Source organism: Affinundibacterium nitidum (assembly GCF_014284155.1).
GTDB lineage: Bacteria > Pseudomonadota > Gammaproteobacteria > Burkholderiales > Burkholderiaceae_D > Undibacterium > Undibacterium nitidum.
The window spans coordinates 973,500-998,949 of the sequence record NZ_JACOFZ010000001.1 but is presented as its reverse complement, the minus strand read 5'-3'; the positions used below and the strand labels follow the sequence as shown (position 1 = coordinate 998,949).

The window sequence follows — 25,450 nt, the reverse complement described above, 5'->3', positions numbered from 1 at the left end:
CAACAAAGACCAAGCGATGAATATCTTATGTATCGGTGGCGGCCCAGCAGGTTTGTATTTTGCCTTACTGATGAAGAAGCAAAATCCTGCGCATCGTATTACTGTGATTGAACGTAATCGCCCTTACGATACCTTCGGCTGGGGGGTGGTGTTCTCAGATCAAACTTTGGGTAATTTGGTGAAAGCGGATGAGCCAACTGCGAAGACCATCTTGCAGGCCTTTAATCATTGGGATGATATTGATGTCCATTTCAAAGGGCAGGTCGTCACTTCCGGCGGACATGGTTTTTGCGGCATCGGCCGTAAGCGCTTGCTGAATATTCTGCAAGAACGATGTGAACAGCTCGGCGTGCAATTGGTGTTTGAAACCGATGTCCAGGATGAGCAAGCATTGGCGGTGCAATATGAAGCGGATTTAGTGATTGCGAGTGACGGCTTGAATAGCCGTATCCGCACGCGTTACGCCGACACCTTTCAACCCGATATCGATACACGCAAATGCCGTTTCGTTTGGTTGGGCACCAAGAAACTGTTCTCTGCATTTACGTTCGCCTTTGAACAAACCGAGCACGGCTGGTTCCAAGCGCATGCTTACCAATACGATGGTGATACCGCGACCTTCATTGTCGAGACACCTGAGGAAGTATGGCTGAAATCCGGTTTGGATCAAATGTCGCAGGAACAAGCGATCGCTTTTTGTGAAAAGCTATTCGCCAAATACCTCGATGGCAATGCCTTGATGAGTAATTCGTCTCATCTGCGCGGATCCGCCAGTTGGATCAAATTCCCTCGCATCATTTGTAAGCGTTGGGTACATCCTTTGCAAGTGCAAGGCAAAACGGTGCCCGTGGTGTTGATGGGCGACGCTGCGCATACCGCGCATTTCTCTATTGGTTCTGGAACGAAGTTGGCGTTGGAAGACGCGATTGAGTTGAGTGAATGTTTCGCGCGTCACCAAGCCGATGGTATTACGGCAGTGATGGATGCTTATCAAGAATTGCGCTCGGTTGAAGTCTTAAAGATACAAAGCGCGGCGCGCAATTCCATGGAATGGTTTGAAAACGTCGACCGCTATACCGCAATGGAAGCACCGCAGTTTGCGTATTCGATGCTCACACGCAGCCAGCGCTTGTCGCACGAAAACTTGAAATTGCGGGACGCGAATTATGTGCGTAGTTTCGAGCAATGGATCGCGGAACATGCCTTCCGCCAGGCTGGCATGCCGATGCCGAAAACCAAGCAAACAATTCCGCCGATGTTCACCCCATTTAAGTGCCGTGATGTGGTGTTGAACAATCGTATCGTGGTGTCACCAATGGCACAGTATTCGGCACTTGACGGTGTGGCCGGCGACTATCACTTAGTTCACCTTGGAAGTAGGGCGATGGGTGGTGCAGGCTTGGTGTTCGCCGAGATGACCTGTGTCTCCGCCGAAGGACGTATTACACCTGCTTGCCCTGGGTTGTATAAGCCGGAGCATACAACTGCTTGGAAACGCATCGTCGATTTCGTGCATGCCAATAGCGATGCCAAAATCGCAGTTCAGCTTGGGCATGCGGGCGCGAAAGGCGCGACGAAACGGGCTTGGGATGGTATCGATCAACCATTGGACGAAGGCGCATGGCCCTTGATTTCGGCCTCAGCCCAGCAGTATTTAGCGGGGGTGTCGCAGACGGCTCGCGCAGCAACGCGCGAAGAGATGCAACAAGTATTGCAAGACTTCGTGTCGGCGACCATCGGTGCTGATAAAGCGGGCTTCGATTGGTTAGAGTTGCACTGTGCGCATGGCTACTTCTTATCGAGTTTTATTTCGCCATTAACGAATCAGCGCCAAGATGAGTATGGCGGCTCTTTGGAAAATCGTTGCCGCTATCCTTTGGAGGTGTTTGCCGCTATCCGCCAAGTGTGGCCCGCATCGAAACCAATTTCAGTTCGGATTTCGGCGCATGATTGGGTCGAAGGTGGCATTAAGCCGGACGACGCCGTTGAGATCGCCAAGCTTTTCAAGCAGGCGGGAGCCGATATGATTGACTGCTCATCAGGGCAGGTGAGTAAACAAGAAAAACCCGTTTATGGACGCATGTTCCAAACACCATTCGCGGATCGCATACGAAACGAGGCAAAGATTGCCACCATCGCCGTCGGCGCTATCTTTGAAGCGGACCATGCCAATAGCATTATCGCCGCTGGTCGTGCCGATTTATGCGCCGTAGCGCGTCCGCATTTGGCGGACCCCGCTTGGACTTTGCACGAAGCAGCGAAATTGGGATTTACCGATATCAATTGGCCTAAGCAATACATTGCCGGCAAATTGCAGCTAGAACGTAATCTAGAACGTGAACGACAAATTGCTGCGGCGAGCCGTGCGATGAGTCCGCAAGAAATTGCAGCCAAATTATTGGAAGGCTAATCATGAATACAGAAGAGCTCATGCCTCATCGCTTAACTGGTAAGCATGCCTTAGTGACTGGTGGTGCCACGGGTATCGGCTATGCCATCGCCCAAACACTGTTGCAGCAAGGCGTTCGCGTCAGTATCAGTGGTCGCAATGAGGCTAATTTGCAGTCGGCAGTAGAGACCCTGCGCGCCTATGGCGAGGTGCAATCGGTGACGATGGATGTGAGTCAATCTGCGTCGGTGCTTGCTGGTTTTACGCAGGCGCGAGCAGGTTTTGGCGAGATTGACATCTTGATCAATAACGCAGGTCAAGCGAGTTCCGCTCCATTTTTAAAAACGAGTGAAGAACAATGGCAAACGCTGATATCGGTCAATCTCAGTGGCAGTTTCTTTTGTGCCCAGCAAGCGCTCCCTGCAATGGTAGAACGTGGTTGGGGACGTATCGTCAACGTGGCGAGCACGGCAGGTCTCAAAGGCTATGCCTACGTCGCAGCGTACTGTGCGGCCAAGCATGGTGTGATTGGTTTAACGCGCTCTTTGGCCTTGGAAGTGGCGAGTAAGGGCGTCACGGTTAATGCGGTTTGTCCTGGTTATACAGAAACCGACATCGTGAAACAGGCGATCAGCAATATCATGCAAAAAACGGGACGCACCGAGGAGCAAGCACGTGCCGAACTTGCCGCAGGCAATCCACAGAAACGTCTAATACAACCGCAAGAAGTGGCCGATGCAGTACTGTGGCTATGCCAGCCTGCAAGCCAGTCGCAGACAGGGCAGGCGATCGCGATCGCTGGCGGTGAGGTGATGTCATGAGTGAACATCAAGATGGCCACAACCGCGAGCAACTCGATCTGGAAACGCGCCTACGTGAAGATCACCATCAATCCTTGAAATTGTGGTTACGTATGCTGTCGACCACCGTCATGATTGAAAACGAGATACGCAACCGCCTGCGCGCGGAGTTTGATATTACCTTGCCACGCTTTGACTTGATGGCTCAGCTGGAGCGTCATCCTGAGGGTTTGCGTATGGGGGAATTATCCAAACGCATGATGGTCACAGGTGGCAATATCACAGGCATTACTGATCAGTTAGAGCAAGAAGAGTTGGTGGTGCGTGTACCAGATCACAAAGATCGTCGCGCCTATAGCGTGAAACTCACTGCAGCTGGGCGTAAAGCCTTTGAACGAATGGCGCGCGTGCACGAGGCTTGGGTTGATGAGTTGTTAGCGGCATTGGCTCCAGAACAAAAGGCGGCCATGATAGAGATGTTGTCCGGTTTGAAGTCACAGTTTGTGGCACAAGCAGATGAGGGTTCTGCGTCAACGCAAGACGGCGTTTAGGGCTTTATTTTAGAATGGTGACGTTGGTTGGAATTCATGATCGTTTTATCATGTGATTCGAACTAGCGTTGGGGTTTTACACCATGTAACACGCAAGACCTGCGATTTTGGAAGAATGGAGTTCCTCCCAACAGCGTTCTTTTTTGCAAAGAGTGTCACAGTGTGATCAGATGTATGGGCACTTTTTGACGGATGGTAGGAGTGTTACATGGTTTTTTTATTCGGGCTATGCGATGAAGTTGCTCACGAGTGCAAACTTACGTCAGCCTTATTTTATTAAGGACTTACGCAAAATTGTGCTGGTTAGGCGTGGAGCTGAAGACAGTGCGCTAGCACGGCGAGGCGAACACAACAACGCCAGCGTCTGTTTTGCGTAAGTCCTATTATTGTGAAGAGATGATGAAATATTTATCTGGTGAAGCGAGTTCTCTCGCAGGCAATCATGTGACTTTGGCGAATTTTCAAGCCAAACATTTTGCGTATTCTGTGACGGGGCAAGTCGCGAACATTACCCTAAATCGGCCAGAGCGGAAAAATCCGCTGACCTTTGATTCTTATGCCGAGCTGCGTGATCTGTTTCGACAAATGTGTTTTGCTGACGACATCAAAGCGATCGTGATCAGTGGCGCCGGCGAGAACTTTTGTTCTGGCGGTGACGTTCATGAAATCATCGGACCTTTAACTAAGCTCGACATGCCAGGCTTGTTACGCTTTACGCAGATGACCGGGGATTTGGTCAAAGCCATGCGTGCTTGCCCACAGCCAGTGATTGCTGCGGTCGATGGTATCTGTGCTGGGGCTGGTGCGATTATCGCGATGGCCTCGGATATCCGTTTTGGTACCGTGCGCAGTAAAACGGCTTTCCTATTTACTCGCGTCGGACTCGCTGGATGTGATATGGGCGCCTGTGCCATCTTGCCCCGTATTATTGGGCAAGGACGCGCCTCGGATTTGCTGTACAGCGGTCGCAGTATGTCAGGTGAAGAGGCTGAACGTTGGGGCTTTTTCAATCGCTTAGTTGATCCGGAATCGGTCTTAGGTGAAGCGCAGGCTTACGCTCAAAATTTAGCCTCAGGCCCGACTTTTGCCCATGCCATGACCAAGAAAATGTTGCATCAAGAGTGGGACATGGGTGTCGATCAAGCAATCGATGCTGAAGCACAAGCGCAAGCGATATGCATGATGACCAATGACTTTCATCGCGCTTACCACGCTTTCGTCAATAAACAAAAACCAGAATTTGAAGGCGATTAAATCATGGCAGATCATAGCTATTTAGCTTGGCCTTTCTTTGATGACATGCATCGTAGTTTGCAAGCTGAGCTGGATGCTTGGGCGGCTAAGCATATTCAAGGAGGACATGGCCACGATGTCGATCAAGCTTGTCGTGATTTGGTCAAGCAATTAGGTTCAGCCGATTGGTTGCGATACGCGATAGGCGGTATGGCGTATGGCGGTAAAGTGGATGTCATCGATACCCGTTCTATTTGTATTTTGCGTGAAACCTTAGCGCGCTATTCTGGCCTCGCAGACTTTGCTTTCGCTATGCAAGGTTTGGGAAGCGGCGCCATTAGTTTGTTTGGCACTGAGGCGCAAAAGCAAGCCTATTTACCGAAAGTCGCTGCGGGTGAATTGATTTCAGCATTTGCTTTATCTGAGCCACAAGCGGGGTCGGACGTGGCAGCCATGCAGTGCTCTGCGCAATTGGTGCATGATAGCGCGGGTGACTATTATCTGGTCGACGGTGAAAAGACCTGGATCTCCAATGGTGGTATCGCCGATTTCTATGTGGTGTTTGTACGTACAGGTGAAGCACCTGGTGCACGCGGCATTAGTGCTCTAATCGTGAATGCCGATACAGCGGGCTTCGAAATTGCAGAACGTATCGATGTGATTGCTCCACATCCTTTGGCGCGCTTACGCTTTAATCAATGCCGAATTCCAGTCTCGCAACGTATTGGTGAGGGTGGGCAGGGCTTTAAGATGGCGATGGCCACGCTAGACGTATTTCGTACTTCTGTTGCGGCTGCCGCACTTGGCTTTGCGCGTCGAGCATTGGATGAAGCGCTAGCTCGTGCCACTAGCCGACAAATGTTTGGTCAAACGCTGGCCGATTTTCAATTGACGCAAGCGAAGTTAGCGCAAATGGCAACGACCATCGACAGCGCTGCTTTGTTGGTCTATCGCGCGGCTTGGCAACGCGATCAAGGTCAAAAGGTGACAAAAGAGGCGGCCATGGCGAAGATGCAAGCGACGGAAGGTGCGCAGCAAGTGATCGATGCAGCGGTCCAAATGTTTGGCGGTATGGGTGTCATGAGTGAAGTGCCGGTCGAAAGGCTGTATCGTGAAATTCGCGCCTTACGTATTTATGAAGGCGCGACTGAAGTTCAGCAATTAATTATTGCTCGTGAACTTCTGAAAGAGTACAAGGATAAAGTTCATGGCTGAGGTTTTTCGCTTGCCGATTCAGATTCGCTTTGCCCATTGTGATCCGGCAGGTATCGTGTTTTATCCACGCTATTTTGAGTTGATCAATGGTGTGGTCGAAGATTGGTGCGCGCAAGGTTTGGGCATGAGTTTTCACGAAATGCATGTGGTCAAAGACATCGGTCTGCCCACTGTGCATATCGAAACGGATTTCGTCAAAACCAGCATCTTGGGCGATCAGCTCACGGCAGAACTGCGCGTCCTTAAATTGGGACGCGCTTCGGTGACGGTCGAAATCAAGATGCTAGGTCCGCAGCAAGATTTACGTTTGCGTGCTGAATTGGTCTTGGTGATGGCGCATGTGGAACAAAGAAAAGCGATCGCTTTTCCTGAAATATTGCGCGAACAAATGCAAAAGTATGTGGTGGCATAAAGTGTGCGACCAGATAAAGAACAGAATGAATTGAAAAGACAAGAAGGAAAACAATGGATATCTTACAACCGCCAGGCTGGGTCAGACCCCGTGGATACTCGAACGGTATCGCGGCACGCGGACGTACAGTATGTGTGAGCGGCATGATAGGTTGGGACGCGCAAGGACAATTTCATACCGATGACTTTGCCGGACAGACGCGTCAGGCTCTGCAAAATATCGTTGAGGTATTGGCCGAAGCGGGTGCTAAGCCTGAACACATCGTGCGTATGACGTGGTATGTCACCGATAAAAAAGAATATGTCGCGGCTTACAAAGAGATTGGCGTCGCTTACCGCGAACTCATCGGTAAACACTATCCAACGATGACAGCGGTGCAGGTCATGGCCCTGATCGAAGATAGAGCGAAAGTTGAAATTGAAGTGACGGCGATCGTGCCTGATGCCTAAGTAATCGCCGCCTGTTTTGATGTTTGAGAATGTTGTTTGCTTTAAACGGGAATCAATTTGCTTCCTACATCGCGAATCACGTCCAATAAATAATCAATCGATGCCTCGCTCTTACGATGATTGATGATGCAAGCACGAATCACAAATTTGCCCTTGAGCCGTGTGCCAGTGATGAACACACGACCATCGGCTTCGAGGGCAGGAATTAAGGCTTGATTCAATTCTGCAATCGCACCCTCATCGAGCGCCCGACTTGGATCTGGACCGAGATAGCGGAAACACGCAATCGCTAAATCACTTTGTGTGAGCAGTTCGAAGTCTGCCGAGGCTTGTATTTGTTTTTCCAAATAGCGCGTCAAGTCCAAGTCTTTGCGCATCATCGCTTGTATTTGTTTGAAGCCATAGGCCTTTAGCGACATCCATACCTTGAAGGCTTTGGCATTGCGCGAGAGTTGGAAGTAGTGCTCGTTAAACTCTAAGCGTTGATTGCTGGCTTCGAGCGAAGTATCGAGATAATCGGCTTGTTTGAAATACGATTCGCGTAAGAGTCCCCAGTTACGAACAAGGGTGCAGCCAATTTCAAAAGGTTGGTACAGCCATTTATGGAAATCGAGCGCGACCGAGTCTGCTAGCTCAATACCTTCGTACAGATGTTTCATTTCATCGAGCGATGCAATCAAGCCTCCGTAGGCGCCATCGACATGGAACCACATTTTGTAATGCTCAGCGATCTTGGCTAAGCCCCGTAAATCATCGATCGCCCCCGTATTGACGGTGCCTGCATTGCCAACAATGCAGAAGGGAGTGTAGCCAGCGGTAATATCTATCTTGATCTGCTCTTCGAGTGCATGCAGATCCATTTTGAAATCAGCGTCCGCGGGAATGCGGCGCAATTGGTCTGTGCCGATGCCGAGTAAAGCGACGCTTTTGTCGGTGCTATTGTGCGTTTCGCTACTACAGTAAACGGTGAAAGGCTTCATGCCAAACAGGCCAGCTTGATTCAGTTTGTGTTCGCGGAAAAACACATTGCGAGCCACAGTCAAGCCAGTTAAGGTCGCTGCCGAACCACCGCTAACCATGACCCCGCCAGCCTCTGGAGTAAAACCTATCATTTCAGCGGTCCATGCGACGACGCGCTTTTCGATCTCTGTCATGGCGTGACCGAGATGCCATTTGGTGGCGTTTTGATTGATGGTAGATGTGAGGAAGTCGGCGATGGTTGAGATTTGGTTTCCGCCCGCCATGACATAGGCATACATGTTTGGCCCGAGGTTGCCCGTGGCCGTATCTAGGACCTTTTCTTTCACCAAATCGAGCAAAGCGATAGGGTCGCTCGATTCTTGCGGCAATGCTTCATGAAACCAAGAGGCGACTTCTTTAGGTTCAAAAGCGTGAAAACCTTTTTGCTCAGTTAAGCGGGCATATTGATCGAGTACGATGTCGGTGGTTTTTTGTAGAACTTGTTGTAGCTCTTCGCTGCTGTAGTCGAGTGTAGATTTCATGTTGGATGGCGGCCGCTTGGCGGTTTTCATTGATCGTAGAGTACGAGTTTAATAGATATTGAATAGTGATTGACTGCCTAAGCTCAAAATTGTTATTTGGCGGTCACGTCAAACGATGTTGGAGGGTGGCGTCAGCGCCGCTTTTTTTGTTGTGTCCAATAGCTAAATTCCTCTTCATGGATGTCGAAATCCAGCTCTTGCACACGCGTCAGCAAATGGGCTTGTACATCTTGAACTGCACGGTTGTAAATACTGGGACCGATTTCTTGCAGAATGAAGTCTAGCAAGTGCTGCGCTTTGAGGTTGCCAATAGGTTCTTCGAAGTGATCCGCGCAGTAACGCTGTAGAGAATCGCATGCTTGCTGCCGAATTTCGTTTTTTAATTCTATGCTCATGGGCTTGCCTAATTGTAAGTGTTCGTATTGTTAGTGTCCGAATAGTAAACGTGAATGGAATTATTTGAAAAATGCATGGTCAAAACGAACAAGAAGTAGCCTCGTGAAATTTGTCTTTTTTGCAAAACTACTGTAATTTGTCGAACGCTACATTTTAACTATCAAATTATATGCGCCCACTGATCTCCAAAGTATGTTTCCTATCCTCCGTGATTGTCTTGGCTTACCCATCGATCACATCAGCTGTTGTATTAACTCCCGCTGCAACGAAGCAAAATTTAGCGAAGACGCCATCGACAGCATATGCTGCCAATGCCTTGATTCCTTACTCAAGTAAATTGGTAAAAGGCCAGTTAGCAAATGGATTGACGTATTACATTCAAAAGAACGCCAAGCCAGAGCAGAAAGTCGAAATGCGCTTGGTAGTGAAGGCTGGTTCGGTATTGGAAGACGAAGATCAACAAGGTCTAGCGCATTTTACTGAGCATATGGCGTTTAATGGCAGTCGTCATTTCAAGAAAAACGAATTAGTTTCTTTTTTGGAGTCGATAGGCGTTAAATTTGGCGCCGACCTCAATGCCTATACAAGTTTTGATGAGACGGTGTACATCTTACCGATTCCAACTGATAAGCCAGAAAATTTCGAAAAAGGCATGATGGTATTAGCGGATTGGGCGACCGGTTTGCGCTTTGATGCCGAAGAAATTGAAAAAGAGCGTGGTGTTGTCTTGGAAGAGGCGCGTCTAGGTAAAGGCGCTGGCGAGCGTATTCGCAATCAGATTCTTCCCAAAATTTTGCATGGCTCAAAGTATGCCGATCGCTTACCTATCGGCAAGGAAGAAACAATACAGCATTTCAAACATGATGCGCTCAAGCGATTCTATGCAGACTGGTATAGACCTGATTTGATGGCAGTGGTCATTGTTGGAGATGTCGATCCGGTTGCGGCAAAAAAACTCATTGAAAAGAATTTTAGTGATCTAAAGAATCCAGTTCCCGCTCGCGCACGTCCAACAGTGACAGTACCTTTGCAAAACCTTGGTGAAGCTTTGATTGCGGTCGATAAGGAAGCGAATTTATCAACGGTTAGTATTTCACAAGCGCGCTTTCTGCAAAAAAATGACGGTAAATATGGTAGCTATCGTCTGCGTCGTATGCAAAATTTTATGAATGTGATGTTCGCGGAACGCCTTCGTGAGGTCGCACAAACAGCGAATCCGCCGTTCTTGGGCGCCAGTAGCGGTATCGGTGGTGTGGTGGCAGATTATCTCGAAGTGAGTTCATCTGCGGTCGTGGGGAAAGTAGGCGTACAAGCCGCTATCGACGCTCTTTTACGTGAAAACAAACGTGTGGTGCAATTTGGCTTTAACGCCAGTGAATTAGAGCGCGCGAAACTCAATTCTTTGCGTAACATGGAAAACTCCTTTAATGAGAGAGAGAAGTCTCAGTCAGCCAACTTGGCTGCGGAGTTTATTCGCAATTTCCTACAGGGCGAGTCTATTCCTGGTATCGAGGCGGAATACCTCTTTCATAAAGACATCGTTAATAGCATCACGCTCGAAGAGATCAACCAATATGCGAAAACGATTTTGACCGCAAAAGCTCCACAGTTGGTTATCTACCAAGGTAGTGATAAACCTGATCACGTGATCCCGGCGAGCAAGGATTTGCTCAATATGGTGAAACAGGCGCAGACGCAAGAAGTCAAGGCGGTTGCAGAAAAAGTGTTGTCGACCAATCTTTTTCCAGTGCCGCCAACACCAGGAAAAGTAGTGGACGAGAGCAAAAATGCTGTACTAGACACTACGCTTTGGACCCTCAGCAACGGAGTGAAGGTCGTACTCAAAAATACAGACTTCAAGAGTGATCAAATTTTACTCAGTGCAACGCGTGCAGGCGGCACGGCTTTATTTTCTGACGAAGATTATTTGCAAGCGCGTTATGCGACTTCGGTGGTGGGTGGAATGGGCATCAAGGATCTGACACCCACTGAAATCTCCAAGGTGCTCGCTGGAAAGATTGCGAATGTCTCCACATCATTTGGTGACAATAATGAAGGTATCTCAGGCACTTCTAATAAGAATGATTTTGAGGTCATGCTGCAAGTTTTAAACCTCGCATTAAATCAACCTCGACGCGATGAAGAGTTGTTTAAATCATTCGTTAACAAACAGACCGAAGCACTCAAGAATCAAATGGCGTCTCCAGGTGCGATTTTTCAAGAAGCCTTTTTGAAGGCGACTTTCCCTCCGCATCCCCGTGTGCCGACGATAGCCAAGCCTGAACAGATTGCTCAGCTTGATCTTGATCGCATGATGAAGATCTACAAAGAGCGTTTTTCCAGTGCCAAAGGCTACACCTTTTTTATCGTAGGCAGTTTTGATCTCAATGCCATTAAACCTGCTGTAGAAACCTACCTTGGCAGTTTGCCGACAGGTGACGTCAAGTTAGGTGTGATTGATCACGGTTTGCGTCCTCTCAAAGGAATCATTAAGAAAGAAGTGTTTGCAGGTAAAGAGTCACAGAGTGCCGTGACGCTGCAATTTCATGCGGACGAAGTGATGACCGCACATCAGCGCATGCAGTTCTCCGCCATGGGGGAAATTCTGCAACTGCGCATGACTGCCAAAATGCGTGAAGATTTAGGTGCAGTGTACAGCCCTAGCGTGAGTCGTAGTTTGCGTCGCATTCCCTACCAGTCACATTCTTTGGTGATGAATCTACCTTGTGGCCCAGAAAACGTTGACAAATTGATTGCGAGCAGTTTTGACTTGATCGCTGCAATGAAAGCCGCACCACCGACGGAAGACGAGTTAAACAAGGTTAAAGAAAATTGGCTGAAAAATCATCGCGAATCGATGAAGACGAATCAGTATTGGTTAAGCAGTTTACGCAATGCCGAACAATTCGGCGATGATCCAGCGGAGATGTTTAACTTCGAAGAGCGTGTAAAGGGACTGACCGTCAATGATGTGCAGGTGGCCGCACAGCGTTACATCGATACCAATAATTATATTCAAGTCGTACTTTACCCTGAGCAGTACCAGAACAAAGCCAAGTAATTTTCTAGATGGTTTCATAGATGAGAGGATTTCGTATGTTAGTTTTCAAACCTAAATCAATCACACAATTTTTGTTGCTAGCAGGTGCCTTAAGTTTGACGTCCTCTTATTTCGCTTGCGTTGCACAGGCCGCCGACCTGGGAAAAACTACCACGGTTAAGAGCAAAGCGACGATGCAAGATGTATTGAAGGCCGCCAAGCCGTCTGACTGGCGCCCGCTTGATCCGCAAAACACCATGTATCTTGATCTTGAAAAAGGGCGCGTCGTAATTGAACTCGCGCCTGAGTTCGCGCCAAAAAATGTGGCAAACATTAAGAAGCTAGTGCGTGAGGGCTATTTCGACGGCTTGGCAATGATACGTTCGCACGACAACTATGTTGCTCAGTGGGGTGACCCAGACGAGAAACGTGAATTCAAAACAGCAGAGAAAAAAGTCGATGGCGAATTCACCGTGAGGTACGCCAAAAATGCGCCGTTCACACGACTGCCAGACGTTGATGGTTATGCGCCTTTAGTAGGGCACGTGAATGGTTATGCAGCGGGGCGAGACCCCAAAACGCAAACCACTTGGCTGGCCCATTGCTATGGCGCGATTGGTGTGGCACGCGGGAATGAAACCGATAGCGGCAATGGCAGTTCTTTGTATGCGGTGAGCGGGCACGCACCGCGCAATCTCGATCGTAATATCACTGTCGTCGGCAAAGTAGTTCAAGGTATGGAGTTGCTGTCCAGCCTGCCACGCGGCACCGGTGCGCTCGGTTTTTATGAAAAAGCAGAAGAGCGCACACCAATAAAATCTGTGCGCATGGCAGCGGATGTGCCAGAAGCCGAACGTCTCAATATCGAAATGTTTCGCACTGATACGCCGAGTTTTCAAGCTTTAGTGGAAGCGCAACGTAATCGTGGTGGTGAATGGTATAAGTTCGCTGCCAATCACATCGAATTGTGTAATGTGCCAGTGCCGGTGCGTGTAGTGAAATAGTGCGTCAATGACTTTCAGTTATTTTTGTGAATGAATTTGAGAATGAAAAATTTAGCATCATTAGTTGTAACAAGTGTTGTTTTGTTGAGTGGCTGTATGACTGTCAACGTGAGCTCGAACCAATTTGTGCCGCGCGATACCAATAAGTTGGCATTACTGAAAAAGAGTGCGCCTGATTATCAAATGCGCGATGTGGAGTTTGTACAAGCCGATGGTTCAATTAGTCGAGGTGTGTATCTCAACAAGCCTGGCGCGCAAGCGACCGTCCTTTACTTCCTCGGTAGTGGCATCCGTTTGGATGCAGACGGTGCATATTTCTTGAAGCCGTTCGCCGATTTGAATCTCAACGTGATCGCGTTTGATTACCGTAGTTTTGGGCGCAGTGATGCCACAACAAGCAAACATGGTCTTAAAGAAATAGAGTCAGATACCGCCGCGCTCTACGATTATGCGCGAGGAATGGTACAAGGGCAGTTGATTGTGCACGGACATTCTTTCGGTAGTTTTGTCGCCGCCCATCTCGCAGGCCAACGTCAGCTCGATGGTTTAGTCTTAGAAGGAACAGGAACGGACGCGAAAACCTATGCTCAAAATTTGACGCCATGGTTCGCCAAACCTTTTGTATCCTACAACGTCGTCGGTGATGTTGCCGAAGTCGATAATCGCCGCAGCCTGCAAGACATTCAATTTCCTATTTTGATCATCGCAGGGAAGCGCGATACCACCACGCCAGAGCCAACGGCACGCGTTTTATTCGACAGCCTCAAACAAAGTCAAAAACGTTTTGTGAGTGTTGATGCTGGGCATATGGATGCGATGCTATTTCCTGAAGTCAAAGCGGCCTATAAGAATTTATTGAAAGAACTTGGAAATGCAAACTAGAGATGACCATAGAATAAACTTGCGTACCACATTGCATCGTACGACGATCGTTCTCTTTTTAGTGGTGTTGAGTTGCCTGAGCTTGAAGATTGAGGCCGAGGATCTTTCAGGAATGAGATTGGCCGTTATTCCGCGTTGCTCCAGTCAAGACCGCGATGATGGTTATGTTCGCGTATGTGCCGAACTCTTGAGCCAGCGCGAAATTGACGAGGTTCAGTCCATGCACTTTGTGGATGTGATCGCTTACAAGCCCGTTGAAGATGGATTGATCTTGGCGGCAAAAATGAAGAAGAGCGATATCGCGTTTTATGATCGCCCGGCCTTCAGTGGTGAAATTTCGACCTACTTAGAACCTGTTGGTGAAAATCACTATGCAATAAAGGTCCGATTCAAAGGCATAGAGAAAGCAAAGTTGAATCCATTGCTTATTAATTTTGAGGGGCGTGCACCGATCTCCTTAAACATTGATGGGCGAGAGGCCAATGAGCGGACGGTAGTCGAGAGTTGGCCCGCAGTTCTGAAGAGCTTGCAAAGCGGCGGCGCACAATACGAGACGATGAATTTTACTGGCGGGAAATTTTTAGAATCGAAGCTAGTTAAGGTATTTCGTGGCGCCAAATGTTTGAAGTCAATTGCTCTTTGTCATGTCATTTATGATAGTGACGGTGGGTCTCTCGAATCATTTATTTCAAACTCACATGCAGCTCATATATCGCTTGATGGATTTGTTCTTGTTGGCATTCCAAGTTCCAACGAGAATCGTATCGGTGAGTTGCTGAAGGGACGGCATCAAGAGAGCTTTGATGCGTTTCTGCGATTTGTTGTGAATGTACTTCGTCAAACTGTCGAAAAGGGTGAGGCGCCAAAGGGGCGATATGTGGCCGGCTATTCCAATGGCGGCGCGTGGGCATTTGATGCCTTGCTGCTGCATCAAGACTTGTTCGACGGAGCGATCGTGATGTCTCCAGCGACATGGGAGCTTCAATCTCGCGTGCAACTCAAAGGTAAGAAAGTATTTGTTGGTGCGGGCGAGTTGGAGCGTAGTTTCTTCAAGATGGCTCGCGAAATTGAGAAAACAAGTGCAGACCTTGGCGCAGAGGTAAAGACGATCTACCCAAAGTCAGGACATACAATGAATACTTGGACACCGATTTGGAATATGGCGCTGAAAACACTGGTGGATAGTCGCTAAGTCTAAAGTGCTCAGGTGTTTTGAGGTAGGCCGGGCCGCGAAGCCCAGCGACAAAAAGGTTTATTGTGCGGGATTGCTTGCCACCGCATGAATCGCATTGATCGCGGCGATGACTTCTTCGGTCAATTTAACATCGGTCGCACGAATGTTTTCTTCGAGCTGCTGTAAGGTCGTTGCGCCAATGATAGTACTCGTGACGAACCAACGTGAATAGCACCATGCAAGCGCCAATTGGGTGGGTGTGTAACCGAAATCTCGCGCGAGTTTGGTGTAGCGGGCGCTAGTGGCGATGACATCTTGGCGCATGTAGCGTGGACTCCACGTCGGCGGAAATTGCGTTAGGCGACCTTGCGCTTGCGCGTTGTCGACATATTTACCAGTTAATCGACCGAAGGCAAGAGGGCTATAGGCAAGCAAGCCAACGTGCTCGCGGAAACAAGTTTCAGTTAAACCTTGCTCGTAGCTGCGATTCATCAAGTGGTAAGGATTTTGGATAGACACAATACGCGCTTGCTGTTTGCGTTCAGCATGTTTGATAAATTCACTGACACCCCACGGCGTTTCATTCGAGACGCCTATGTGTCGAATCTTGCCTTCTTTGATTAGAGTGTCCAACACATCGAGTGTCTTTTCAATGGCGACTGATTCGCGTTCTAGCTCTGGGGCAAATTCTTTCTGACCAAAAATTGGTGCGTTGCGGCTAGGCCAGTGTAATTGGTAGAGGTCGATGTAATCCGTTTGCAAGCGTCGCAAACTGCCTTCCACAGCGGCTCGAATATTTTTCTCGTCGAGATCATTCTCACCATTGCGTATCCAAGGCATACCACGTGATGGACCTGACACCTTGGTCGCGATAATTACTTTCTCACGCTTGCCTGAATCCTTGATCCAAGTGCCGATATATTGTTCGGTGCGATTGACTGTTTCAGCGCGTGGCATCACCGGATACATCTCAGCTGTGTCAATAAAATTCACGCCATGAGCCAAAGCATAGTCGAGTTGCTGATGCGCTTCTGCTTCGCTATTTTGCTCACCGAAAGTCATGGTGCCGAGACAGACTTCGGAGACGGATAAATCGCTGCTGCCTAGTTTTTTGTATTTCATGGTTTGCTCTTATCTTGAATCGGTGATCTGCGTTGACTATTTGTGTTTGCGAATGGCCTCAGCACAATCGCGCACCAGAGCGGGACCGCGATAGATGAGGCCAGAATACACTTGTACTAGCAATGCACCGGCCTGCATTTTAGCAACGGCATCTTCACCTGAGAAAATACCGCCGACGCCGATAATCGGAAGCGCATCGCCGAGTTCAGATTTTAAAGCGCGAACCACTTTGTTCGATAGTTCGAACACCGGCTCGCCGGATAATCCGCCAGCTTCTTCACCATGCTGCAAACCTTTGACTGCGTCGCGTGTGATGGTGGTATTGGTGGCGATGACGCCATCGATTTTATGACGCGTTAAAGATTCGGCAATGGTTTTGATTTGCTCGCTATCGATATCGGGTGCGATCTTGAGCGTCAGCGGTACATAGCGTTTATGTTGATCGGCTAGGCGTTGCTGTGCATCTTTGAGTTGAGATAGCAAATCGTCGAGCTCGCTCGCACCTTGCAGTTGGCGCAGATTTTTGGTGTTCGGTGAGGAGATATTTACCGTCACGTAACTGGCGTAAGGGTAGACCTTCTGCAGGCAATGGAGATAGTCGTCGGCTGCTTTTTCGATAGGCGTGTCGGCGTTCTTACCGATGTTAAGTCCGAGTACACCTTGCTTGTCTTGATAGAACTGCGATGCTTGCACGTTAGCTACAAAGGCGTCCACACCGCCATTGTTGAAGCCCATACGATTGATGATGGCGTTCGCTTGCGGCAAACGGAACATACGTGGTTTCGGATTGCCTGGTTGCGCGCGCGGTGTGACTGTACCAATTTCAATCGAACCAAAACCGATTGCTGCTAAGCCATCGATATAGCGCCCATCTTTATCGAGGCCTGCCGCTAAGCCAACTGGGTTCGGGAAGGTGATGCCCATGACCGTCCGTGGATCGGCTTGTGGTTTGCTCAAGAGGCGAGTTAAGCCCATATTGTGTGCACGCTTTAGGCCTGGAAGTGTGAAATCGTGAGCACTTTCTGCATCCATGAAAAAGAGGAAAGGGCGAGCCAGAGAGTAGAGCAATTGGTCAGACATAATGTATTGAGATAAATGAGAAAATGGTTTCAAAGATCTTGCCAGTGGCCATCGCGTAGGCCTTGCAAGGGTTGGAAATTGGTTTTGTAGGACATCTTGCGACTCTCTTCTATCCAGTAACCGAGATAGAGGTACGGCATGTTGAGCTCAGCCGCTTGCACTAACTGCCATAAGACGTTGTAGGTGCCATAAGCACTTCCAGTGACATCTGGGTCGTAAAAGGTATACACGGATGATAGCCCGTCTTCCAGAATGTCGATAATGCTGACCATGCGTAACACGCCGTTCGGCTCGCGGAATTCCACCAAACGTGTATCGACACGACTTTGTAGCAAGAACTGCGTGTACTGTTCTTTATCATCTTGATCCATGCCACCGCCTGCATGGCGTTGACGTTGGTAGCGTTGATACAGTTCAAAATGTTCTTCGTCAAACTGCAACGGTAAGATCTCGGTTTCCAAATCTTGATGGCGTTTCCATGCGCGGCGCTGGCTGCGATTCGCGATGAACTCATTGACTTTCGTGCGCACGGGGACACAGGCCTGACATGCATCGCAATACGGGCGATAGACGAAAACTCCGCTACGACGAAAACCTTGATTGACTAAGGCAGAGTAGACTTCGCCGCCAATCAGATGGGCCGGCGTCGCGACCTGGGAACGTGCTTGTTGGCCAGGCAGGTAACTGCAAACATAAGGTGCGGTTGCGTAGAACTGAATTTGTATGGTGCGGCGGTTGGCCTTGTTGGTTTTGGCGATATCGACTTGAGCAGCCTCGGCTCGCATGGCATCCGCTAAATCTTCAAAAGCGGCGTGGTCTTGATCATGAAAATGCTGAGTGTGTTCACCCGCTGGCAGCGCGGTATCGCCATTCTCTCGGTCTTTTTCCTCAGACTCATTCGAATAAGCGGAATTCGATATTTGTGAACGTGATTGCATAAAGTCTTTAGCTCGCGCGATCTAGTGGTGCTGCACTTTGCTCAAACACAACCTCGCCCGCTTGCTGCGCTTTCTGCATTCGTACGATGAACTCACTACGAGTAATCGGGTTGGCGCCGAAGCGTGCAAGATGTGCGGTTTCTTGTTGGCAGTCTATCATTTCTACACCTTGTTGGCGCAAGTGTTGTACTAAATGCAGAAATGCCATTTTGGAAGCATCGGTTACTTTGGCGAACATCGATTCACCATAAAACATTTTGCCAATGCAAACACCATAAGCGCCACCGACCAACTCACCATCGAGCCATGCTTCCGATGAGTGAGCGTAACCAAGTTGATGTAGACCCACATATCCGGCAATGATGTCTTCAGAAATCCAAGTCCCTGCTTGATTGCGTCGTGGCTCAGCGCAGGCTCGCATTACCTGTTCAAAGGCGCTATCAAAGCGAAAGGACCAGCGTGAATCTTGTTGTGCTTTTCGATAACTCTTTTTGAGACTATCCGAGATTTTGAGGTCCGACGTCATTAATACCATCCGCGGATCAGTGGACCACCATAGAATAGGCTGTCCCTCTGAATACCATGGGAAAATGCCGTGGCGGTAGGCCTCAAGTAAGCGTTTTGGCGACAAATCTGCGCCCGCAGCCAACAAGCCTGCCGCACCTTGCGTTTCACTCAGTGCTTGGCTGACATCGGGAAAGGGACTATCAACTTCTAACCAAGGAATCATGGGCAACGCATAGAAGGTATCAAGAACTCGGCTGATTTAGCTGGGTACATGCTCGGATTTAATGAAGTCATGCGCATGCAGTTGAAAACCTCGGCCTTGCTGTCGAGCTTTATGATCAGCAAAGAAAAAGCGCAGCGTACTCGTAATGGTTGGGAAGGCAATATCATCCCAAGGAATTTCATGTTCACTAAAAAGCCGAACGTCCAGACTCTCGGTGCCCGCAGCAAAATCCGTGTCGAGCAGGGTAGCGCGGTAGAACAGATGAACTTGGTGTACGTGTGGCACATTCAATATCGAAAACAATTCATGTAATTCGATATTGGCGCCTGCTTCTTCAATGGTTTCGCGCTGCGCTGCTTGACTGCTGGTTTCATTGTTTTCCATAAAACCTGCAGGTAAAGTCCAGAAACCTAAGCGTGGTTCAATCGCACGTTTGCAGAGCAAGATTTTAAGGTCGCCATCGATGTCCCAGACTGGTACCGTGCCCACGACCATTTTCGGATTTTGATAATGAATAGTGCCGCAGGCGACACACACAAATCGTTCGCGTGTATCGTCAGCGGGGATCTTTAATGTAACCGGTGCGGCACATTCCGAACAAAATTTCATGCTCAATCTTTCTGGACTGGTCAAATTGTTTGATGCTCATAAAGTGAGCGTATTTCTGCATCGCGACAAATTTGGGTCTACAAACGTGCGACGGGGCTGCTCTATATTGAAAGTGTAACACTTGTACCTCAATCCTCTAAATACGCCGGAGATAAAATCAGTTCAAAGTGAGTGTGGGCGTGATTATCGAGTGATGAACAAGGTTCTGGTCGAGTGATTTTTCATCCCCTATCAATAATTAATTCGGAAACAAATTGCGCAAAGCAGCAAACTAAGGTATAGTTCTGTTTCTCAGACGCGGGGTGGAGCAGTCTGGCAGCTCGTCGGGCTCATAACCCGAAGGTCGTAGGTTCAAATCCTGCCCCCGCAACCAGAATTACAAGAATAAAGCCACGTTTCATCGTGGCTTTTTCGTTAGTTTGGCGATTTTTTTTGATTGAGGTCTGTTTCGGCATGGTTTCTGCTGAAATTCTGGACTACAATCGGGCATCTACTAAATTGATCGACTGTTTTGACTGACTTGGTTTGACCGTGCGGAGTAAGCGCAAAAGCACAAGTTGGCTGCAGACTGATCCACCAGACGCACGCAAGGAATAAGTCTTGCAACGTGCATTAAACTAGGTCTGGTCTGGTAGGCGATAAGATTCGCCACCAAAAGCTTCACGAAAACCTTCTTAAGATCAACACAACCTGTTAGCTAAAGAGTTTGCATGAATACTGCAGATGCCAAGCGCGTACTTGAAACCGCATTACTATGCGCACATGAACCGCTGACCATTAATACAATGAAAAAACTGTTCATGGATGGAAATGAGCAGAATGAAGTGGTAGGGGCGGATACGATTAAGTTGATGCTCGAAGAAGTTCGTCAAGATTGGGCTGACAAGGGCATTATGTTGGTGTCTCTGTCGACAGGGTGGCGTTTTCAAAGTCGCCCTGAAATGCGCGTCTTCATTGATAGACTTAACCCCGAAAAGCCACCGAAATACTCGCGTGCCACCTTGGAAACTTTGGCGATTATTGCCTACCGTCAGCCAGTAACGCGCGGCGATATTGAAGAAATTCGCGGCGTGGCAGTAGCCTCGCAGATGATCAAAACCTTGGAAGATCGTGGCTGGATTGAAACCGTCGGTCATCGTGAAGTTCCGGGTCGTCCAGCTTTGTTTGCGACGACAAAACAGTTCCTGAGTGACCTAGGTTTGTCGTCCTTGGACCAATTGCCACCTTTGCAGCAAGTGGGGCAAGAGGAGGCCGAGGATGAAGCGGTGCCCGTGGTCGATACAGAGACAGCGGAGTTGGCGATGTTTGATCAATTGGAGCAGTCAGATCAAATCGAGGCGCAAATTGCTAGTGATGAGCAAGTCACATCTGAAAGTCAGAGTAGCGATGCAGTAGATTTGAGCGTAGCTTCGCACGAGAAAAACGAATCTGAAGTATTACAAGAAGCAGCGCCATTGAGTGCTGACGCGCAAGAGCAGGAATCACCATCGATGGTGGCGGAGGATGCGCCGGTGGAACCACAAGCAAATGCGCAAACACTTGCTGTTGAAGATCAACAGTTAAGTGAGGTAGAAAAACCAAACGAAGCAGGTATCGAAGCAAAAAACGAGACAAGTACAGAAGTTGAAGCCAGTAGTGTGGTCAATGAGATCGAGGTGATCCCGGAAGATGCGCAAGTGATGGCTGAAGCGAAAACAGAAGAAGATGTCAGCGACGCTAAGGCGAATCAAGCATCTGATCAATTCACAGCAGAACAAAACAATGAACGAACATAATTCCGAAGATCATCCATCGAACGACGTCGCTGGCAGCAACTCAGGTGTTACTGGTGATAAAGTACGAGCAAAACGTGCGCCACGTAAGCCACGTGAACCTAAAGTAACGGAGGCGTCGTCCGAAACCGTCGTTGCTGCTTCCTCCGATGAGGCGCGTGCAGCACGTGCAAAACCGGTACGCAAACCACGCGCACCGAAAGTGGTGGAGTCATCCGCTGTGGAGCAAACCAGTAATGCGCCAGCCTCATTAGCGCAGGAAGTTTCAGTAACAACGAGCCCAAGTCGTGAACGTGCTCCGCAAGATCGCCAACGTAAGCCAAAAAATAATAATAAAAATCAAGCGCGTAATGATCAACAGCGTGAGCCACGCGAAGGTCGTGAACAGCGCGCACAAGCTCCTCGTGGTGAAGGTCGCGGCGAACAAACTCGCGGCGATCGTCATGATAGATCTGGTCAGAAAAAACATGGCAATCAGCCACGTAAACCTCAGCATAGATCTGGTCCGGTGAATGATGCGGATGATGTATTTTCATTTGTCACCTCCGATGCCTTCGATAGCATGGATGATGATCGTTCAAATGCTGGGCGTCATGACAAAAATAAGAAGCCGCGCCGCGATTTGACAGCGGATGATGATGCGCCAAAATTGCATAAAGTATTGGCAGAGGCTGGTCTGGGTTCGCGTCGTGATATGGAAGAATTGATCATCGCTGGACGTGTTTCTGTGAATGGTGAGCCCGCTCATATCGGTCAACGCATTTTGCCGCAAGATCAAGTCCGTATTAACGGTAAATTGATTCAACGTAAAGTATCCAAGAAGCCACCTCGTGTTCTGATCTACCATAAGCCAGCAGGCGAAATTGTTAGTACAAGCGATCCAGAAGGCCGTGCTTCCGTGTTTGATAGTTTGCCGCAAATGAAGGTGGGTAAATGGTTGGCGGTGGGGCGTCTTGATTACAATACTGAAGGTTTGTTGTTGTTCACAACTTCAGGTGATTTGGCGAACCGATTGATGCACCCACGTTATGGTATTGAACGTGAATACGCCGTGCGTACTCTGGGTGAATTGGAAGAGGGTATGCGTCAGAAGTTGTTGGCGGGAGTAGAGCTCGAAGATGGTTTGGCGCAATTCTCCAAAATCTCCGATGGCGGCGGTGAAGGTGTCAATAAGTGGTATCGCGTGATTATTGGTGAAGGCCGTAATCGCGAAGTGCGTCGTATGTTTGAGGCAGTTGGTTTAACGGTATCGCGTTTGATCCGTACGCGTTATGGCGTCATGACTTTGCCATCTGGTCTCAAGCGTGGGCGTTGGGATGAGTTGGGTGAAGATGCAGTTCGTAGTTTAATGAAAATCAGTGGTTTGGAAAAAGCGGCTGGCGAAAAAACTGAAAAGTCCTTCTCCAAACCAAATGGCAATCGTGTTCAAGGTAAAGCGCCACGAAACGTTAACCCGTTTGATGCACCAGTGCAAAGAAGTTTTGAGCCTACCGTGCGTGGTGGTTTTGCTAATCCTCAAAACGGCAAACCTGGTCGCGACGCTGGGAAATCTAATAAAAATAACAAGAGCCGTAGCCGTCAGCCAGATCCTTTGCAAACAGCCTTGGGTTTCCCAACACAAGAACGTCGTGGCAATAATGGTCGTGGCCCGACAGCTCGCGGTAGTGGGCAGGCATTGGGGCAAGCGATTGCTGCTCGACGCCGCTCGCGTGGAGCCTAGTTGTTTTGCTTAAATTGGGGTGACATCGTTACCTAATGTCGATGTTGCCCTGCTTTGTTATCGGTTTAATACGGCTGAAGGCTGTTGCGTAGCGAAGTTTTTCAGTCTTATTTTGTTTGCCTGTCATTGCGATTGAGTAATTAATCGTTTATAATCTTAGAGTTAGCAGATTTTTCCTGGTGTTCATTTTTGATGAGCTCTGGGCGCTAAGAAGATGGGCTAGTGCCCATTTTTTTTTGCTAAATCGCAATGTGCTTGCTTAAAAAGGCTGGCAGTATTTGTGATGAACCCAAACTGGGAATCTGTGTTTTTGGAGAAGCGTCTTGCAGTTGTTGGATTTAATTGAAAAGACTGTCAATGGAACTGGCTATGATCTGGTCGACTTTGAGCGAGCAGAACGTGGCTTGTTACGCGTTTACATCGATCTTTTGCCTGAGGATGTTGAGGAAAAAGGTCATGTTACGGTTGAAGATTGTGCGAAAGTCAGTCATCAACTGTCGCACGTGTTGACGGTGGAAGAAGTGAGCTACGAACGCTTAGAAATTTCTTCACCCGGGCTCGATCGCCCATTGAAGAAATTGGCTGATTTCACGCGCTTTGCGGGTGAAAAAGCGTCCGTGAAGTTACGCTTGCCGATGCCAGGTATGGCAAACCGCAAGACGTTTGAAGGTGTATTGCATGAGCCAGAAGGGGAAACTCTGAAGCTCGAGTTTGAAACGAAAGATGGCGCGGCGATGCTTGAGTTTACGCTCGCTGATTTAGATAAGGCACGCTTAGTGCCGCAAGTGGATTTTAGGAGTCGCAAAGCATGAGTCGCGAAGTTTTATTATTGGTTGATGTGCTGGCGCGCGAAAAAAACGTCGATGAAGATATCGTTTTTGGAGCGTTGGAACATGCTTTGGCAACGGCTACCAAAAAACGTTATGAAGGTGAAGTCGATATTCGCGTAGAAATCGATCGTGATACTGGTGAGTATCGCACTTTCCGTCGTTGGCACGTTGTGGCTGATGAAGCTGGTTTGCAATTGCCAGATCAAGAAATTTTGCATTTCGAAGCGGTTGAGCAATACGCCGATATCGAAGTGGATGAATACATCGAAGAGCCGATTGAATCTGTAGAACTCGGTCGTCGTTTCGCACAAGATACGAAACAAATTGTTTTGCAACGTATTCGTGATGCAGAACGTGAGCAAATTTTGGCTGAGTTCTTGGAGCGCGGTGATTCCCTCGTGATGGGTACCATCAAACGTATGGAACGCGGTGAAGCTGTAGTTGAATCTGGTCGCATCGAGGCACGTTTGCCGCGCGACCAAATGATCCCAAAAGAAAACTTGCGCGTAGGCGATCGTGTTCGTGCATACATCTTGCGTATCGATCGCAATGCACGTGGACCACAAGTTATTTTGTCGCGCACTGCTCCAGAGTTCATCATGAAATTGTTCGAACTCGAAGTGCCAGAAATCGAACAAGGTTCTTTGGTAATCAAGTCAGCTGCACGTGACCCTGGTGTTCGCGCCAAGATCGCTGTGCACACAGATGACAAACGTATTGATCCTATCGGTACTTGCGTTGGTATGCGTGGTTCACGCGTACAAGCAGTGACTGGTGAACTCGGTGGTGAACGTGTTGATATCGTATTGTGGTCTGAAGATCCAGCACAATTCGTGATTGGTGCTTTAGCTCCAGCGAATGTCTCTTCCATCATGGTTGATGAAGAAAAACATGCAATGGACGTCGTCGTTGATGATGAAAACTTGGCGATTGCGATTGGCCGTAGCGGTCAGAACGTGCGCTTGGCAGCAGAATTGACTGGCTGGCAAATCAACATCATGACTGCCGAAGAGTCCGCCAATAAAGCAGAGCAAGAAACTGCAGGTATCCGCAGCTTGTTCATGGAAAAACTCGACGTTGATCAAGAAGTTGCAGATATCTTGGTGGATGAAGGCTTCTCTAGCCTTGAAGAAATCGCTTACGTTCCAATTAGTGAAATGTTGGAAATCGAAGCGTTGGATGAAGATACCGTTAATGAGTTGCGTAATCGTGCCCGTGATGCACTTTTGACTGAAGCGATTGCTTCTGAAGAAGGCGTTGAAGGCGTGGAAGACGCACTGATTAATTTGGATGGTATGAGCCGTGCAACAGCAGGTAAATTGGGCTTGGCTGGTATTAAGACCCTCGCTGCTTTCGGTGGCTTGGCCTACGATGAATTTGGCGCGATTTTGGCACTGTCTACCGACCGTGCACGCCAACTAATTGATAGTGCATTTGACGATGTGACTGATGATGAGATGAAACTCATCGACGCTAAATATGATGAACATGCTAAAGCCTTATTGGAAAAAGCATGGAAACTCGTTGAAGCAAAATAATCACGAGTAAACAACTTATTTAAGCGCTGGTTGAATCCAACGAAGTCAACATCAAGCGCAAACA

The 25,450-nt window shown here is 48.6% G+C and carries 22 protein-coding genes and 1 tRNA gene; 16 read left to right on the top strand and 7 right to left on the bottom strand.

The annotated features are described in order from the left end of the window. Window positions 1–16 precede the first annotated feature (16 nt). The 7 genes from H8K36_RS04350 to H8K36_RS04320 all read left to right on the top strand — a co-directional run bounded on the left by H8K36_RS04350 (window position 17) and on the right by H8K36_RS04320 (window position 7,049). Window positions 17–2,410: a bifunctional salicylyl-CoA 5-hydroxylase/oxidoreductase gene (locus H8K36_RS04350; RefSeq protein ID WP_186915733.1), complete on the top strand. Its 2,394-nt coding sequence runs from the start codon at window positions 17–19 to the stop codon at window positions 2,408–2,410. A 2-nt stretch (window positions 2,411–2,412) separates the two neighbouring features. Then, on the top strand, window positions 2,413–3,210 hold the full coding sequence (locus H8K36_RS04345) for an SDR family NAD(P)-dependent oxidoreductase (protein ID WP_230404286.1): 798 nt from the start codon (window positions 2,413–2,415) through the stop codon (window positions 3,208–3,210). Beyond that, entirely contained in the window at window positions 3,207–3,740 is a 534-nt protein-coding gene (locus H8K36_RS04340; protein WP_186914913.1) for a MarR family winged helix-turn-helix transcriptional regulator, read from the top strand. The genes H8K36_RS04345 and H8K36_RS04340 overlap by 4 nt, the downstream gene beginning before the upstream one ends. A 399-nt stretch (window positions 3,741–4,139) precedes the next feature. Further along, the gene (locus H8K36_RS04335) at window positions 4,140–4,994 is read left to right on the top strand and encodes an enoyl-CoA hydratase family protein (RefSeq protein ID WP_186915735.1); all 855 of its coding nucleotides are present in this window, start codon (window positions 4,140–4,142) and stop codon (window positions 4,992–4,994) included. A 3-nt stretch (window positions 4,995–4,997) separates the two neighbouring features. Then, window positions 4,998–6,188, top strand: coding sequence for an acyl-CoA dehydrogenase family protein (locus H8K36_RS04330; protein WP_186914914.1), 1,191 nt, complete (start codon window positions 4,998–5,000; stop codon window positions 6,186–6,188). Further along, window positions 6,181–6,600: an acyl-CoA thioesterase gene (locus H8K36_RS04325; protein ID WP_186914915.1), complete on the top strand. Its 420-nt coding sequence runs from the start codon at window positions 6,181–6,183 to the stop codon at window positions 6,598–6,600. Before H8K36_RS04330 ends, H8K36_RS04325 begins: the two co-directional genes overlap by 8 nt. A 53-nt stretch (window positions 6,601–6,653) precedes the next feature. Further along, entirely contained in the window at window positions 6,654–7,049 is a 396-nt protein-coding gene (locus H8K36_RS04320) for a RidA family protein (RefSeq protein ID WP_186914916.1), read from the top strand. 41 nt (window positions 7,050–7,090) lie between these two features. On the opposite strand, the gene H8K36_RS04315 is transcribed toward H8K36_RS04320, so the two are convergent. Further along, entirely contained in the window at window positions 7,091–8,551 is a 1,461-nt protein-coding gene (locus H8K36_RS04315) for a pyridoxal phosphate-dependent decarboxylase family protein (protein ID WP_186914917.1), read from the bottom strand. A 131-nt stretch (window positions 8,552–8,682) separates the two neighbouring features. Further along, window positions 8,683–8,946 carry a DUF2164 domain-containing protein gene (locus H8K36_RS04310; protein ID WP_186914918.1) on the bottom strand — a complete coding sequence of 88 codons (264 nt, stop codon included), beginning with the start codon at window positions 8,944–8,946 and terminating at the stop codon, window positions 8,683–8,685. A gap of 170 nt (window positions 8,947–9,116) precedes the next feature. On the opposite strand from H8K36_RS04310, the gene H8K36_RS04305 reads away from it, so the two are divergent. From H8K36_RS04305 to H8K36_RS04290, 4 genes are read left to right on the top strand one after another with little or no spacing between them, the layout of a single operon-like run. Further along, entirely contained in the window at window positions 9,117–12,008 is a 2,892-nt protein-coding gene (locus tag H8K36_RS04305) for a M16 family metallopeptidase (RefSeq protein WP_186914919.1), read from the top strand. Between the two features lie 35 nt (window positions 12,009–12,043). Beyond that, window positions 12,044–12,991 carry a peptidylprolyl isomerase gene (locus tag H8K36_RS04300; RefSeq protein ID WP_186914920.1) on the top strand — a complete coding sequence of 316 codons (948 nt, stop codon included), beginning with the start codon at window positions 12,044–12,046 and terminating at the stop codon, window positions 12,989–12,991. 42 nt (window positions 12,992–13,033) lie between these two features. Further along, window positions 13,034–13,873: an alpha/beta hydrolase gene (locus H8K36_RS04295; RefSeq protein WP_186914921.1), complete on the top strand. Its 840-nt coding sequence runs from the start codon at window positions 13,034–13,036 to the stop codon at window positions 13,871–13,873. A 19-nt stretch (window positions 13,874–13,892) separates the two neighbouring features. Further along, window positions 13,893–15,065 carry an alpha/beta hydrolase-fold protein gene (locus H8K36_RS04290; protein WP_186920437.1) on the top strand — a complete coding sequence of 391 codons (1,173 nt, stop codon included), beginning with the start codon at window positions 13,893–13,895 and terminating at the stop codon, window positions 15,063–15,065. A 60-nt stretch (window positions 15,066–15,125) separates the two neighbouring features. Here the strand turns inward: H8K36_RS04290 and H8K36_RS04285 are convergent, their stop codons facing one another. Genes H8K36_RS04285 through H8K36_RS04265 form a run of 5 tightly spaced genes read right to left on the bottom strand, consistent with a single transcriptional unit; the run spans window position 15,126 to window position 19,526 of the window. Next, window positions 15,126–16,169 carry an aldo/keto reductase gene (locus H8K36_RS04285; RefSeq protein WP_186914923.1) on the bottom strand — a complete coding sequence of 348 codons (1,044 nt, stop codon included), beginning with the start codon at window positions 16,167–16,169 and terminating at the stop codon, window positions 15,126–15,128. A 36-nt stretch (window positions 16,170–16,205) separates the two neighbouring features. Next, complete coding sequence (locus H8K36_RS04280; RefSeq protein WP_186914924.1) at window positions 16,206–17,249, bottom strand: quinone-dependent dihydroorotate dehydrogenase; 1,044 nt, start codon at window positions 17,247–17,249, stop codon at window positions 16,206–16,208. Between the two features lie 29 nt (window positions 17,250–17,278). Next, window positions 17,279–18,187 (bottom strand): arginyltransferase, encoded by a 909-nt coding sequence (locus H8K36_RS04275; RefSeq protein WP_230404285.1) that lies wholly within the window; start codon window positions 18,185–18,187, stop codon window positions 17,279–17,281. Between the two features lie 7 nt (window positions 18,188–18,194). Then, entirely contained in the window at window positions 18,195–18,917 is a 723-nt protein-coding gene (gene aat / locus H8K36_RS04270; protein ID WP_186914925.1) for a leucyl/phenylalanyl-tRNA--protein transferase, read from the bottom strand. A 36-nt stretch (window positions 18,918–18,953) separates the two neighbouring features. Further along, a complete protein-coding gene (locus H8K36_RS04265) occupies window positions 18,954–19,526 on the bottom strand; it encodes an NUDIX hydrolase (RefSeq protein WP_186914926.1) in 573 nt (190 codons plus the stop codon). Between the two features lie 296 nt (window positions 19,527–19,822). Between H8K36_RS04265 and H8K36_RS04260 the strand changes: the two genes are divergently transcribed. The 5 genes from H8K36_RS04260 (at window position 19,823) to nusA (ending at window position 25,386) form a co-directional block, all read left to right on the top strand. Beyond that, a tRNA-Met gene (locus tag H8K36_RS04260) sits at window positions 19,823–19,899 on the top strand. A 337-nt stretch (window positions 19,900–20,236) separates the two neighbouring features. Further along, on the top strand, window positions 20,237–21,301 hold the full coding sequence (gene scpB, locus H8K36_RS04255) for an SMC-Scp complex subunit ScpB (RefSeq protein ID WP_186914927.1): 1,065 nt from the start codon (window positions 20,237–20,239) through the stop codon (window positions 21,299–21,301). Beyond that, entirely contained in the window at window positions 21,288–23,018 is a 1,731-nt protein-coding gene (locus H8K36_RS04250; protein WP_186914928.1) for a pseudouridine synthase, read from the top strand. Before scpB ends, H8K36_RS04250 begins: the two co-directional genes overlap by 14 nt. A 323-nt stretch (window positions 23,019–23,341) precedes the next feature. After that, the gene (rimP, locus tag H8K36_RS04245) at window positions 23,342–23,830 is read left to right on the top strand and encodes a ribosome maturation factor RimP (RefSeq protein WP_186914929.1); all 489 of its coding nucleotides are present in this window, start codon (window positions 23,342–23,344) and stop codon (window positions 23,828–23,830) included. Next, on the top strand, window positions 23,827–25,386 hold the full coding sequence (gene nusA / locus H8K36_RS04240) for a transcription termination factor NusA (protein WP_186914930.1): 1,560 nt from the start codon (window positions 23,827–23,829) through the stop codon (window positions 25,384–25,386). Before rimP ends, nusA begins: the two co-directional genes overlap by 4 nt. Window positions 25,387–25,450: the final 64 nt, after the last annotated feature.